Here is a 13,885-nt window from a genome sequence, read left to right on the forward strand (position 1 = left end):
AGGCCTGCCTCCGGAGGGTGAGTTTTCGCTTACTCTTCAGGAACCACTATGTCTCAATTCTTTTTTAACCAGCGCGCCAGCCTCGTCAACGATGTGATTGAGGGAACCATCATCGCCAGTCCGTGGAACAACCTCGCCCGGCTGGAGAGCGACCCGGCGATCCGGGTGGTGGTCCGTCGCGACCTGAATAAAAACAACGTGGCGGTGATCGCCGGCGGCGGCGCCGGCCACGAACCGGCGCACGTCGGCTTTATTGGTAAAGGCATGCTGACCGCCGCGGTTTGTGGCGATCTGTTCGCCTCGCCGAGCGTCGACGCGGTGCTTACCGCCATTCAGGCGGTGACCGGCGAGGCGGGCTGCCTGCTGATCGTAAAAAACTATACCGGCGACCGGCTGAACTTCGGCCTCGCGGCGGAGAAAGCGCGCCGTCTCGGCTACAACGTGGAAATGCTGATCGTCGGCGACGACATTTCGCTGCCGGAAAACAAACAGCCGCGCGGCATCGCCGGTACGCTGTTCGTCCATAAGGTGGCGGGCTATTTTGCCGAGCGCGGCTACAATCTCGCCACCGTACTGCGCGAAGCGCAGTATGCCGCCAACCACACCGCCAGCATCGGGGTGGCGCTGGCCAGCTGCCATCTGCCGCAGGAGGCCGACAGCGCGCCGCGCCATCAGGCCGGCCACGCCGAGCTGGGAATGGGCATCCACGGCGAACCTGGCGCCTCCACCATCGCCACGCAAAACAGTGCGGACATCGTCAACCTGATGGTGGAAAAACTGACCGCTGCCCTGCCGGAAACCGGCCGTCTGGCGGTGATGCTCAATAACCTCGGCGGCGTGTCGGTGGCCGAAATGGCGATCCTGACCCGCGAACTGGCCAACACGCCGCTGCAGGCGCGCGTTGACTGGCTGATTGGCCCGGCCTCGCTGGTGACGGCCCTGGATATGAAGGGTTTCTCGCTGAGCGCCATCGTGTTGGAAGAGAGTATTGAGAAAGCGCTGCTGGCGGATGTGGAAACCGCCGGCTGGCCGCGGCCGGTGCAGCCGCGGACGGTTAACATCATGCCGTCCACTCTCGCCAGCCCGCGCGTCGACTTTACGCCTTCGGCCAACCCGCAGGTGGGTGATTACGTGGCCCAGGTGACCGGCACCCTCGTCGGGCTTGAAGACCATCTCAACGCGCTGGATGCCAAAGTGGGCGATGGCGATACCGGCTCCACCTTCGCCGCCGGGGCGCGTGAGATTGCCGACCTGCTGCAGCGCCAGCAGCTGCCGCTGAACGATCTGCCCACGCTGTTCGCGCTCACGGGCGAACGCCTGACGGTGGTGATGGGCGGCTCCAGCGGGGTATTGATGTCGATCTTCTTCACCGCTGCCGGGCAGAAGCTGGGGCACGGCGCCAGCGTGGCCGAGGCGCTGAACGCCGGTCTGGAGCAGATGAAATTTTACGGCGGCGCCGAGGAAGGCGACCGGACAATGATCGACGCGCTGCAGCCAGCGCTGGCGGCGCTGCTCGCCGAACCGGAGAACCTGCAGGCCGCTTTTGCCGCGGCGCAGGCCGGCGCGGATCGCACTTGCCAGTCGGGCAAAGCCGGCGCCGGACGAGCGTCCTATCTCAATAGCGACAGCCTGCTCGGCAACATGGACCCCGGCGCCCACGCGGTGGCGATGGTGTTTAAAGCGCTGGCGGAACGATAAACTTCCCCCGGTGGCGCTGCGCTTACCGGGGCAACGTCCCACCGCCAAAAGGCAGGTCGGGTAAGGCGTTAGCCGCCACCCGACAAAAACGGCACCGCGGATAGCCCGGATAAGACGCTATGCGCCGCTATCCGGGTTTGACCACGATGGCTTTTTACTTGCTGTGCCAGTACGCCTGCGAGCGCACCAGCTGCTGATCGATGCTCTCATCCTCAAAGCGCGCCAGCAGCGATTTCACCACCGCGCCTTCGCCGGTCAGCCAGATGAAATAATCCTCCGCCGGCACCTTCACCTGCGCCAGACGCTCGGCGACGAACGCCGGATGGTGGCCCACCACCCACTCGATGTTAAAGCCGTCGAGATCCGCCAGATAATCTTTATATGACGCATCGGCGATAGTGACGATGGCCGTCACCTGCGGCGTCACCGCCAGCTGACGCAAACCCAGCAGACGACGACGCAGCGCCGGCATACCGGACTCATCGCAGACATACAGTTGCCAGGCGTAATCCTCCGGCACCACCAGCGAGCCGCGCGGACCGCCGATCACCAGCTTATCGCCCACTTTTGCCTCCAGCGCCCAGCGGCTGGCGATTCCGCCGTCGTGGATAAAGAAGTCGTACGCCAGCTCATGGCGTTCGGCATCGTACAGCGGCGTATAGTCGCGGGTAGCAGGCCGCACGCCCTCGCCCCAGTCAATCCCCTCCTCGGTCACCTGCGGCGGGGCAAACGCCGCGCCCGGCTCCGGGAAGAAAAGCTTGGTGTGGTCGTCAAAGCCGCGGGAAACGAAACCTTCCAGCGCCTCGCCTCCCAGCACGATGCGCTGGAAAGCCGCGCCTGCGCGCTCCACGCGCAGCACCGTCAGCTCACGGAAACGCAGCTCATTGCGGACACGCTGCGGGTACTTGTCTGCTTTGGTTTTTGTCATCATCGATCGCCTTCGTGAACAGTAAATAGATATATCTAAACTCGATGCAAATGATAATGATTGCCATCTAAAAAGAATGCAAGTCTTTTTTTGATATAGTCAAAACAAACCGCATTAAAATTCCAGAATCAAAAATAAACAGATAAATATCAACAAATTAAAAAATAAATCACAACCAGCATTGCGAGAATTCATTTTTTAGATATAAATTAGATATATCAAAACATAGCAGGAGGTAACCATGCGACATCATCATGAAGACGGGCGTGGGCCGCGCGGGCGCCACGGTGACCCCAGCGAACACGGCGACCATGGCCGTCGCGGCGGCGGACGTCGCCAGCGTTTCTTTGGCCACGGTGAACTGCGGCTGATTATTCTGGACATCCTCAGCCGCAGCGCCAGCCACGGCTATGAGCTGATCAAAGAGATCGAAACCCTCACCCAGGGGAACTACAGTCCCAGCCCGGGGGTGATCTACCCGACGCTGGATCTGCTCCAGGACCAGGGTCTCATCAGCGTGGAAGACGACAACGGACGCAAAAAAATCGTCATCAGCGAAGAGGGGAAACAGCTGCACGCGGAGAACCAGGAGCATCTGGCCCATATCCAGGAGCGTCTGCAGGCGCGGATGGTCGGCTGCGAGCTGCGCCGCGATCCGCAGATGAAGCGCGCGCTGGAGAATTTCAAAGCGGTCCTCGACCTGAAAGTGAACCAGCAGGCCAGCAGCGCCGCCCAGCTCAAGCAGATCATCGGCATTATCGACCGGGCGGCGATGGAGATCTCCCAGCTCGACTAAGCCTCCTTTCTCACCATCAGCTGCCCCGCGCTGGGGCAGCCCGCACCACGACGGTTCGTGCCGCTCAACGCCGCAAGGCAGAAAATCTCGTCAGCTCAGGAATAAAACGTGCCAATAATGGCGCCATGAGATTAAATTTTACACATTTCGTCTTTTACTTTGCATTTATCCCGATTTTCACCGCTTCTGCCGAACTGGCGTAATCCCTGCAATACTTAATCCAGTATCGTGTGATACGTCCGCCCCAGGAGCACATTTTGAACAGGTTACCTTCCAGCGCATCGGCTCTGGCCTGCAGCGCACACGCACTGAATCTCATTGAAAAGCGCACGCTTGACCATGAGGAAATGAAAGCACTTAACCAGGAGGTCAGAGAATACTTTAAAGAGCATGTGAATCCGGGGTTTTTAGAGTATCGAAAATCGGTCACAGCCGGCGGGGATTACGGAGCCGTAGAGTGGCAAGCGGGAGGGTTAAATACGCTTGTCGACACCCAGGGACAGGAGTTTATCGACTGCCTTGGCGGGTTTGGCATCTTCAATGTAGGGCACCGTAATCCAGTTGTGGTATCCGCCGTCGAGAATCAACTCGCGAAACAACCGCTTCACAGTCAGGAACTGCTGGATCCGCTACGCGCGATGCTGGCGAAAACCCTGGCGGCCTTAACACCCGGCAAACTGAAGTACAGCTTCTTCTGCAACAGCGGTACCGAATCGGTAGAGGCGGCCATCAAGCTGGCGAAAGCCTATCAGTCGCCGCGCGGTAAATTCACCTTCATCGCCACCAGCGGCGCCTTCCACGGCAAATCGCTGGGCGCGCTGTCGGCCACCGCCAAGTCGACTTTCCGCAAACCGTTTATGCCGCTGCTGCCGGGCTTCCGCCATGTGCCGTTCGGCGATATCAACGCCATGCGCACCATGCTGAGCGAGTGCAAGAAAACCGGCGACGACGTCGCGGCGGTGATCCTTGAGCCGATTCAGGGCGAAGGGGGCGTGATCCTGCCGCCGACGGGGTATTTGCCGGCGGTGCGTAAGCTGTGCGACGAGTTTGGCGCCCTGCTGATCCTCGACGAAGTGCAGACCGGCATGGGCCGCACTGGCAAGATGTTCGCCTGCGAGCATGAGAACGTTCAGCCCGACATTCTGTGTCTGGCGAAAGCGCTCGGCGGCGGCGTGATGCCGATCGGCGCGACGGTGGCGACGGAAGAGGTCTTCTCGGTGCTGTTCGACAACCCGTTCCTGCACACCACGACCTTCGGCGGCAACCCGCTGGCCTGTGCGGCGGCGCTGGCGACCATCAACGTGCTGTTGACGCAAAACCTGCCGGCGCAGGCGGCGCAGAAAGGCGATATGCTGCTGGACGGTTTCCGCCTGCTGGCGCAGGAGTATCCGGACCTGGTGAATGAAGTGCGCGGGAAAGGCATGCTGATGGCTATCGAGTTTGTCGATAACGAGATTGGCTACGACTTTGCCAGCGAGATGTTCAGACAGCGGGTGCTGGTCGCCGGGACGTTAAATAACGCCAAGACGATCCGCGTTGAACCGCCGCTGACCCTCACCCTCGAGCAGTGTGAGCAGGTGCTGAAGGCGGCGCGCAAGGCGCTGGCGGCCCTGCGCGTCTCGGTTGAAGAGGCGTAATAAACTGCCCCTCCCCCCGGTCCTCTCCCAATGGAAGAGGACCGGGATTATCTTCTGCTCTGGATTTCCCTCACACCTGCGGTAGCAGGCCGATAAAGCTGCGCTTCTGCCGCGGCTGCGACATCATCTCTTCCAGCTTTTCGACGCAGGCTAAATAGTGCGGGGTCTTCTTGTGCGCCAGCACCGCCTCATCGTCTTTATAGGCTTCGTAGATAAAAAAGCGGGTCTTCACCTCCGGGTCCTGCAGGACATCAAAGCGCAGGTTGCCCGGCTCCCGCAGCGCCCCTTCGTGGTTGGCGCGGAACACCTCGAGAAACTCATCCACCCGCTCGGGTTTGATATTGATCTCCACCAGCGTCACATTCATTTCCGCTCTCCCTGTTTCTCTTCCTGCCAGAACTGGTACGCTTCGCGCGCGTTCAGATTCTCATGCACCACCTTTTTCACCGCCTTCAGCATTGCGCGCGGGGCGCTGGACTGGAAGATATTGCGCCCCATATCCACCCCGGACGCCCCCTGGTCGATCGCCCGCCAGCACATCTCCAGCGCCTCATGCTCCGGCAGCTTTTTCCCCCCGGCGATGACGATCGGCACCGGGCAGCTGGCGGTCACTTTTTCAAAGCCTTCCTCAACGAAATAGGTCTTCACAAACTGCGCCCCCATTTCGGCGGCAATCCGGCTGGCCAGCGAGAAGTAGCGCGCATCGCGGGTCATCTCTTTGCCGACGCCGGTCACCGCCAGTACCGGCATACCGTAGCGGTTGCCGGCGTCAACCAGTTTGATGATGTTGTTGATCGACTGATGCTCGTATTGGCTGCCGATATAGACCTGCGCCGCCACTGCGCAGACGTTCAGGCGCAGCGCATCTTCCATCGCCACCGCCACGCACTCGTTGGAAAGTTCGCTGAGGATCGAGTTGCCGCCGGAGGCGCGCAGCACCACCGGTTTGTTGGTCGCGGCCGGCACCTGACTGCGCAGTACGCCGCGGGTGCACATCAGCACGTCGGTCTCCTCGAACAGCGGCGCAATCGACAGATCGATGCGCTCCAGCCCGGTGGTGGGTCCCTGGAAGTAACCGTGATCGAAGGCCAGCATGACCGTGCGGTTGCTGTGCGGATTAAAAATGCGCGCCAGCCGCGACTGCATGCCCCAGTCCAGCGAGCCGCAGCCTTTCAGGGTATACAGCGTGTTCTGCTGCGGGCGGTCGAGGCCGAAGTCCTTGCCCTCTTTGATATCGTCTAAATCAGCCATCTCATCCTCCGTCAGAAGTCGTAGTTATTGATGTTCTCTTTGCTGAACACCACGCGCTCCGGCAGCAGCACGATACCGTTGCCCTTCGCCTCATACTGGTAGCCCTGCACGCTGTTCGGTTCGACCTTCAGCGAGCCGATATCTTTCACCTCAACGCTGTCGCCGACGTTAAGATCGCCCTTTTTCAGCAGACGATCGGCGACGTTAACCGCAATTTTGCCCTGCTGAACCACATCCCACAGGCCAAAGGCTTTCACCGTGCCGCGCTCCACGTACGGGCGCATCACGTTGGGGGTACTAAAGCCGACGATCGCCACGCCCTGGCGCTTGAGGTTTTCCGCCGCCTGCGCCGCCGCCGGCAGGGCATTGGCATCCGGCGCGATAATGGCGTCAAGATCGGGATACGCTTTTAAGATCCCCTCGGCAGTTTGCAGCGATTTGGTGGCATCGTTATAGCCAAACTGGGTGGTGACGATTTGCCACTGCGGATGTTCTTTTTCGATTTTGGCTTTGGCTTCCTTCACCCACTGGTTCTGGTCGGTCACCGTCGGGCTGGAGTAGAAAAACGCCACTTTGGCAGCGGGCCTGGTCACCTGCTTTTCCGCCATCTCCACCAGCAGGCCGCCGAGCTGCTGCGGGGTGCCCTGATTGATATAGATGCTGCGGCACTCCGGTTTGGTATCGGAATCCCAGGTCAGGACCTTCACCCCGCGCTGCATCGCCCGCTTCAGCGCCGGACACAGGCCGTCCGGCGAGACGGCGGAGACGATAATCGCGTTGTAGCCCTGGTTGACGAAGTTGTTGATCAGCTGCACCTGGCCGGAGACGCTGGGCTCGGTGGGGCCGTCATAGGTGACATCCACGCCCAGCGCTTTCCCCGCCTCTTTCGCGCCGTTGCCGCCGCTGGTAAAGAAGCCCACACCGACCAGCTTAGGTATAAAGGCGATGCGGTCCGCCGCCTGGGCGGTTGCCACGCTTAACGCCAGCGCCAGGACGCTCGTCTGGAGGATTCGTTTGGTTTTCATCGTATGTTTATGCTCCGATTGTTTTACGCGAGAAAAGACGCCGCCAGGTCGCGCGCACCCATTCACGGTGCAGGCTCAGCGAACGCCCCATCACCACCACAACCAACAGCGCCCCTGACAGCGCGCTCGACACCTGGTTGGGGATGCCGACCATCTGTAAACCCTGTTGCAGATACCCCACCAGCAATGCCGCCAGCGCGGTACCCAGTATCGATCCCGAGCCGCCGTAAATATTGGCCCCGCCGAGCACCGCCGCGGTCAGCGCCGGCATCAGCAGATCACGGCCTAAATCCGAACGCGCCGAGCCAAAATAGGAGACCATCACCAGCGCCGCCACTGCCGACGCCACGCCCACCAGGCCATACAGCACATATGGGATGCCGTTGACCGACAGCGCGGCATAGCGGGCGGCGCGCGGGTTTTGCCCGAGTAAAAAAAGATGGCGGCCAAAGCGCCCGCGATGGGCCAGCAGCCAGAAGAGAAAGGTGATAACCGCGAACAGCACCAGCGGCAGCGGCAGCCCGCCCAGGGTTAAATTGGCGAAGGCGGTGAAGCTGTCGGGAAAGCCGCCGATCCCTTCATAGCCGGTGGCGCCGGCCATGCCGGAAAGCAGCAGCGCGCCGCCGCCGTACAGATACAGCGTCCCGAGGGTGATCACCAGCGGGCTGATGCCGGTGTAGTGGATCAGCGTGGCGTTGATTAACCCGCACAGCAGCCCCAGCAGCAACGTCAGCGACACCGCCAGCCACAGCGGCCAGCCCGCCTGGGTCATCACCCCGAGGGCGATGGCGCACAGGCCGATGGTCGAGCCCAGCGAAATATCGATCCCGCCGCTGATGATCACCAGCGTCAGCGGCAGCGCGACGATGCCGATGCAGATAAAGTCGCTGGTGCTAAAGAGCAGCATATTGAGATCCAGCATGCGCGGATTCAGCGCGCCGAACAGCAGGATTTCCACGACTAACAACGCCAGCAGCGCGCTTTCCCAGTTAAGCTTCAGCTTCATTTACGCCACCTCTTTGCTTTTGCGTTCGGGAAAGCGGGCTACCTGTTTGCCCCCTTTGTTGCCGGGCTGGAAACGGCTGTACTTCAGCGCCCGCTGATGGCGGGTCAGCGCCTGGCGCAGGCGGCCATCAAGGACCAGCACCCCGAGCAGGACCAGGCCGGCGATAAAGTCATTCCACCAGGCGGGAAGGCGGAACAGCACCAGCACGGTGTCGATTTGGGTGAGGAAGAAGGCGCCGAAAAACGCGCCGAGCAGGGTGCCGGTGCCGCCGAGCAGCGAAATCCCGCCCAGCACGCAGGCGGCGATGGCTTTCATCTCCAGGCCGCTGCCGGTCTGATTGGGCACAAAGCCAATCTGCGCGGCGAAGACGATCCCGGCGCAGGCCGCCAGCATACCGTTGAGGGTAAAGGCCAGCATCCGCGTGCGGTTGACCGCCACGCCCAGCTGGCGGGCAGCGGCGAGGTTATCGCCAACGGCATAGAAATCACGCCCGGAGGCGGTGCGCGACAGCAGCCATGCGCCCGCCAGCAGCAGCGCCAGCACCAGCCAGCCCAGCGGCGAGACGCCGATAAACAGCGGCTCCGAGAGCGATTTCAGGCTATCGGGCAAGCCTTCGATCCATTTCCCGCCGGTCCACAGCAACATCACCCCGCGATACAACCCCAGCGTGCCGAGGGTGGCGACGATCGCCGGAATGCGCAGCCCCACCACCAGCAGGCCGTTAAAAGCCCCGGCCAGCGCGCCAATCGCCAGCGCGAAGGCGATCGCCGTCGCCAGCCCGTAGCCGTTGTTCAGCGCCACCCCAACGGCGATGGCGCTCAGGCCAACGGTGGAGCCCACCGACACGTCGATATTGCGGGTCAGCATCACCAGCGTTGCCCCCAGCGCCAGCAGGCACAGGATTTGCGAGCTGGCGAAAATCATCGCCAGCGTCTGCAGGCTGAAATAGGCCGGATTGAGCGCCACCAGCACGGCAAACAGCGCCACGATGGCGAAGAAGGCGCTCAGTTCGCGATTCTTGAGTAACGTTTTCATGCCTGCCCTCCAAAGGCCAGGGTCATCATGCGATCGACGGTCACCGCCTGCCGCGCCAGCTCGCCGCTGTAGCGGCCCTGATGCATCACCAACACCCGGTCGGCCAGGCCAACGAACTCATCCAGATCGCTGGAGATCATCAGCACCGCCACATTTTGCGCGGCAACGCTTTTCAGCAACTGATAGATATCGGCGCGGGCGGAGACATCCACGCCGCGCGTCGGTTCATCGACAATCAACAGCAGCGGGTTAGCCTCCAGACAGCGCGCCAGCAGCACCTTCTGCTGGTTGCCGCCGGAGAGGGTACGCACCGGCTGATCGCCATCGGCCAGCTTGATCCCCAGCGCCCGGTGATAGCGTTCGACCACCGCCGCCTCCCGTTTCCCCTGCTGCCACCACGACGGCTGATTGAACATCACCGTGTTCCAGCGCACCGGCGCATCGAGAAACAGCCCGGAGACCTGGCGGTCTTCGGGCAGATAGACCAGCCCGCTGCCCAGCCTGGCTCGGGTGCTCTCCTGACTAATCTCGCGGTTCTCCAGCCAGATCCGCCCGGCGCGCGGCGGACGCAGGCCGTATAAGGTTTCAGCAAATTCGGTGCGCCCGGATCCCACCAGCCCGGCGAGGCCGACGATCTCCCTGGCGCGGATCTCCAGACTGAGATCGATAAAACCTTCGCCAGTGAGATCCTCCACCCGCAGAACGGGAAAATCCTGCGCCTGGGTGCGACGGTTGCCCGGCAGCGCCAGCCACAGCTTTTGCGTGTCGCTCAGCGCATGGTCGCGGCTGGCCGGCGTCATGGCGCTGATAAGCTGTTGGTCGCCGTAGCCCGCCGTTTCGCCGCTGAGCACTACCGCCCCATCGCGCATCACCGACACATGGCTGGCAAGCTGGCGGATTTCCGGCAGTTTGTGCGAGATAAAGACGATCCCCACGCCAAGCCCCTGCAATGCCCGGATCTGCTGAAACAACCTTTCCGTTTCGCCCGGCGTTAAAGAGGCGGTGGGTTCATCAAGGATCAGGATCCGCGCCTCGCGCATCAGGCCGCGCAGGATCTCGACCATCTGTTGATCGGCTACCTCAAGCGTGCTGGCGCTGGCGTCCAGGTTGATCTGGCAGTTCAGCTGCTGCAGTTTTTCCTGCAGCCGCGCGGCGGTATCCGCCCGCTTCGGCAGACGAAAGAGAATGTTCTCGCGCACGCTGAGGTTGGGAAACAGCATCGGCTCCTGCGGCACCAGATAGATGCCCAGCTGGTGGGCCAGCGCCGGGTTAAGGCGCGCAAACGCGCGTTCGCCGATCGTCAGTTCACCGCTATCCGGGGTTTCGACGCCGGCGATGATCTTCATCAGCGTCGATTTACCCGCGCCGTTGCCCCCCATCAGCGCATGCACCTGGCCCGCGCATAGCGTAAAGTCGATGCCCTTCAGCACGGCAACGCCGGAGAACTGTTTGCGGATCTGGCGAGCTTCAAGCAGTGGCTTCATCGTCGCGCCTCGTTTGAACAAATGATTTTTAAATTTAATAATGTTCAAAAGCGTAGACGGTGAACTATATTTACAACCGTGCGAAGATCACAGTTTGGCGCTTTAGATCGTCCGGAAAAAAGGGGCCAGAGAGGAAAGATCCGTTTTGCCAGTCGGCTCACACTTTCCGGCCGCGCAATAGCGAACATATGATCTAAATTTTTATAAGAGTTCAATTTATGAGCGAAAAACGCATTACGGAAGACCATCGCTACGCCGGGCTGGCGTTAGCCGAGGAAGAGCTGGTGGCGCGGGTGGCGTGGTGTTACTACCACGACGGCCTGACGCAAAACGACATCGGCGAGCGTTTGGGGCTGCCGCGGCTGAAGATTTCCCGCCTGCTGGAGAAGGGTCGCCAGTCCGGGGTGATCCGCGTGCAGATCAACTCGCGCTATGAAGGCTGTCTGGCGCTGGAAAGCGAACTCCAGCAGCGCTTTGGCCTCAAGATTGCTCGCGTGCTGCCGGCGCTCAACACCCCGCCGATGAATACCCGGCTGGGGATCGGCGCGGCGCAGTCGCTGATGGGGATTCTGCAACCGGGACAGCTGCTGGCGGTCGGCTTCGGCGAAGCCACCATGAGCTGCCTGCAGCATCTCAGCGGCTTTATCGGCTCGCAGCAGGTGCGGCTGGTGACCCTCTCCGGCGGCGTCGGCCCCTATATGACCGGCATCGGTCAGCTGGATGCCGCCTGCAGCGTGAGCATTATTCCGGCGCCGCTGCGGGTCTCGTCGGCGGAGGTCGCCGAAATCCTGCGCCGCGAATCCAGCGTGCGCGATGTGATGCTGGCGGCGACGGCGGCGGACGCGGCGGTGGTTGGCATTGGCGCTATCGATCAGCGGCGCGACGCGACCATTCTGCGCTCCGGCTATATCAGCGAGGGCGAACAGCTGATGTACGCCCGCAAAGGGGCGGTCGGCGACATTTTAGGTTATTTCCTGCAGGCCGACGGCCGGCCGGTAGAGGGGCTGGAGATCCATCGGGAACTGCTCGGCGTGACCCTGGATGAGCTGGCGCAGCTGCCGACCATCGTCGGCGTCGCCGGGGGAGAACAAAAAGCGCAGGCGATTCATGCCGCTCTGATTGGCAAGCGGATTAATGGCCTGGTAACGGAAGAGACAACAGCACGCGCGGTGCTCGCGCTGGCCTCCTGAAGGCCCGGCGCCGCGCGACAACAGCGAGGCGCATGTCATGAGTTACCTGTTAGCGTTAGATGCCGGGACCGGCAGCATTCGGGCGGTCATTTTCGATCTCAATGGCCGCCAGCTGGCGGTGGGCCAGGCCGAATGGAAACACCTGAGCGTCGATAACGTCCCCGGCTCGATGGAGTTCGACCTTACCACCAACTGGCAGCTGGCCTGCCAGTGCATTCGCCAGGCGCTCGACGCCGCCCGGCTCTCTCCCGCCGATATTCAGTCCGTCGCCTGCTGTTCGATGCGCGAAGGGATCGTCCTCTATGACCGCAACGGCGAGGCCATCTGGGCCTGCGCCAACGTTGATGCCCGCGCCAGCCGCGAAGTCGCGGAGCTTAAAGAGATCCACGACTATCGTTTTGAATCCGAGGTGTACGAGGTCTCCGGGCAAACGCTGGCGCTCAGCGCGATGCCGCGCCTGCTGTGGCTGGCGCACCATCGGCCCGATATCTACCGCAAGGCGGCGACCATCACCATGATCAGCGACTGGCTGGCGGCGAAGCTTTCCGGCGAGCTGGCGGTCGACCCGTCAAACGCGGGCACCACCGGCATGCTCGATCTGTTCAGCCGCGACTGGCGTCCGGCGCTGCTGGATATGGCCGGGCTGCGCGCCGATATGCTGTCGCCGGTGAAAGAGACCGGCACGCTGCTGGGCGCCGTCACCGAAGCGGCGGCCCAGCAGAGCGGCCTGCGCGCCGGGACGCCGGTGGTGATGGGCGGCGGCGACGTGCAGCTCGGCTGCCTGGGGCTCGGGGTGGTGCGCGCCGGACAAAGCGCAGTGCTCGGCGGCACCTTCTGGCAGCAGGTGGTGAATCTACCGCAGGTGCGCACCGACCCGCAGATGAATATTCGCGTTAACCCTCACGTCATTCCCGGCATGGCGCAGGCGGAGTCCATCAGCTTTTTTACCGGCCTGACCATGCGCTGGTTCCGCGACGCCTTCTGCGCTGAAGAAAAGCTGATTGCCGAGCGCCTCGGCGTCGATGCCTATTCGCTGCTGGAGGAGATGGCCAGCCGCGTACCCGCCGGTTCCCACGGCGTGATGCCTATTTTTTCCGACGCCATGCACTTTAAGCAGTGGTACCACGCCGCGCCGTCGTTTATTAACCTCTCCATCGATCCGGAGAAGTGCAATAAAGCCACTCTGTTCCGCGCCCTGGAGGAGAACGCGGCGATTGTCTCCGCCTGCAACCTGGCGCAGATATCGCAGTTTTCCGGGGTGACTTTCGATAGCCTGGTGTTTGCCGGCGGCGGCTCGAAGGGAGCGCTGTGGAGCCAGATCCTCAGCGACGTCACCGGCCTGCCGGTGCGGGTGCCGGTGGTCCGCGAAGCCACCGCCCTCGGCTGCGCCATCGCCGCCGGCGCTGGCGCCGGGCTGTACGGCGACATGGCCAGCGCCGGAGAAAAGTTAGTGAGCTGGCACCGCGAGTTCACCCCTAATCCGCAGCATCGCGAGCTGTATCAGGAGATGATGAGTAAATGGCAGTCGGTATATGCCGATCAGCTTGGTCTTGTCGATAGCGGGCTGACAACGTCGATGTGGCAGGCGCCGGGCCTCGAACGCCGCCAGCGCGCTGTGTCTTCCCCCTCACCCTAATCCTCTCCCGGCGGGAGAGGGAACCGTTCGGCGCGAAGCCTGATTTTCAGTGCCCGCTCGCCCCTCTCCCTTTGGGAGAGGACCGGGGTGAGGGGCAACGCTTCGCCGTTCTTTGAATCCCATCACAATCACCGCACTCCCCTTTTCCCTTTTTCTCCACGACGGCTAAATTAGTAACTCATCCGACCACATAACAATA

Annotated in this window: 12 protein-coding genes; 5 read left to right on the forward strand and 7 right to left on the reverse strand. The window is 61.9% G+C overall.

Annotated features, from left to right (window positions below; translation table 11 throughout):
• Nucleotides 1-48 precede the first annotated feature (48 nt).
• Complete coding sequence (locus ACOI7Z_RS17235) at nucleotides 49-1,698, forward strand: glycerone kinase (protein ID WP_048298371.1); 1,650 nt, start codon at nucleotides 49-51, stop codon at nucleotides 1,696-1,698.
• A 154-nt stretch (nucleotides 1,699-1,852) separates the two neighbouring features.
• Here the strand turns inward: ACOI7Z_RS17235 and ACOI7Z_RS17240 are convergent, their stop codons facing one another.
• On the reverse strand, nucleotides 1,853-2,629 hold the full coding sequence (locus ACOI7Z_RS17240) for a siderophore-interacting protein (RefSeq protein ID WP_074442618.1): 777 nt from the start codon (nucleotides 2,627-2,629) through the stop codon (nucleotides 1,853-1,855).
• 238 nt (nucleotides 2,630-2,867) lie between these two features.
• On the opposite strand from ACOI7Z_RS17240, the gene ACOI7Z_RS17245 reads away from it, so the two are divergent.
• Nucleotides 2,868-3,422: a PadR family transcriptional regulator gene (locus ACOI7Z_RS17245; RefSeq protein WP_023291070.1), complete on the forward strand. Its 555-nt coding sequence runs from the start codon at nucleotides 2,868-2,870 to the stop codon at nucleotides 3,420-3,422.
• 257 nt (nucleotides 3,423-3,679) lie between these two features.
• Nucleotides 3,680-5,059 carry a putrescine aminotransferase gene (ygjG, locus tag ACOI7Z_RS17250; protein WP_023291071.1) on the forward strand — a complete coding sequence of 460 codons (1,380 nt, stop codon included), beginning with the start codon at nucleotides 3,680-3,682 and terminating at the stop codon, nucleotides 5,057-5,059.
• A 70-nt stretch (nucleotides 5,060-5,129) separates the two neighbouring features.
• Here the strand turns inward: ygjG and lsrG are convergent, their stop codons facing one another.
• From lsrG to lsrA, 6 genes are read right to left on the reverse strand one after another with little or no spacing between them, the layout of a single operon-like run.
• A complete protein-coding gene (lsrG, locus tag ACOI7Z_RS17255) occupies nucleotides 5,130-5,426 on the reverse strand; it encodes a (4S)-4-hydroxy-5-phosphonooxypentane-2,3-dione isomerase (protein ID WP_004181386.1) in 297 nt (98 codons plus the stop codon).
• The gene (lsrF, locus tag ACOI7Z_RS17260) at nucleotides 5,423-6,310 is read right to left on the reverse strand and encodes a 3-hydroxy-5-phosphonooxypentane-2,4-dione thiolase (protein WP_023291072.1); all 888 of its coding nucleotides are present in this window, start codon (nucleotides 6,308-6,310) and stop codon (nucleotides 5,423-5,425) included. The genes lsrG and lsrF overlap by 4 nt, the downstream gene beginning before the upstream one ends.
• 11 nt (nucleotides 6,311-6,321) lie before the next feature.
• Entirely contained in the window at nucleotides 6,322-7,335 is a 1,014-nt protein-coding gene (lsrB, locus tag ACOI7Z_RS17265; protein ID WP_064155346.1) for an autoinducer 2 ABC transporter substrate-binding protein LsrB, read from the reverse strand.
• A 7-nt stretch (nucleotides 7,336-7,342) separates the two neighbouring features.
• Nucleotides 7,343-8,341: an autoinducer 2 ABC transporter permease LsrD gene (gene lsrD, locus ACOI7Z_RS17270; protein WP_087848566.1), complete on the reverse strand. Its 999-nt coding sequence runs from the start codon at nucleotides 8,339-8,341 to the stop codon at nucleotides 7,343-7,345.
• Nucleotides 8,342-9,376, reverse strand: coding sequence for an autoinducer 2 ABC transporter permease LsrC (lsrC, locus tag ACOI7Z_RS17275; RefSeq protein ID WP_087848565.1), 1,035 nt, complete (start codon nucleotides 9,374-9,376; stop codon nucleotides 8,342-8,344).
• On the reverse strand, nucleotides 9,373-10,860 hold the full coding sequence (lsrA, locus tag ACOI7Z_RS17280; RefSeq protein WP_087848564.1) for an autoinducer 2 ABC transporter ATP-binding protein LsrA: 1,488 nt from the start codon (nucleotides 10,858-10,860) through the stop codon (nucleotides 9,373-9,375). Before lsrA ends, lsrC begins: the two co-directional genes overlap by 4 nt.
• A 218-nt stretch (nucleotides 10,861-11,078) precedes the next feature.
• Between lsrA and lsrR the strand changes: the two genes are divergently transcribed.
• A complete protein-coding gene (lsrR, locus tag ACOI7Z_RS17285) occupies nucleotides 11,079-12,050 on the forward strand; it encodes a transcriptional regulator LsrR (RefSeq protein WP_004206105.1) in 972 nt (323 codons plus the stop codon).
• Between the two features lie 37 nt (nucleotides 12,051-12,087).
• Nucleotides 12,088-13,686 (forward strand): autoinducer-2 kinase, encoded by a 1,599-nt coding sequence (lsrK, locus tag ACOI7Z_RS17290; protein ID WP_023291078.1) that lies wholly within the window; start codon nucleotides 12,088-12,090, stop codon nucleotides 13,684-13,686.
• Nucleotides 13,687-13,885 lie beyond the last annotated feature (199 nt).

The sequence above is a fragment of the Klebsiella sp. C283 genome, from assembly GCF_048822555.1.
In the GTDB taxonomy this organism is placed as follows: Bacteria; Pseudomonadota; Gammaproteobacteria; order Enterobacterales; family Enterobacteriaceae; genus Klebsiella; species Klebsiella quasipneumoniae.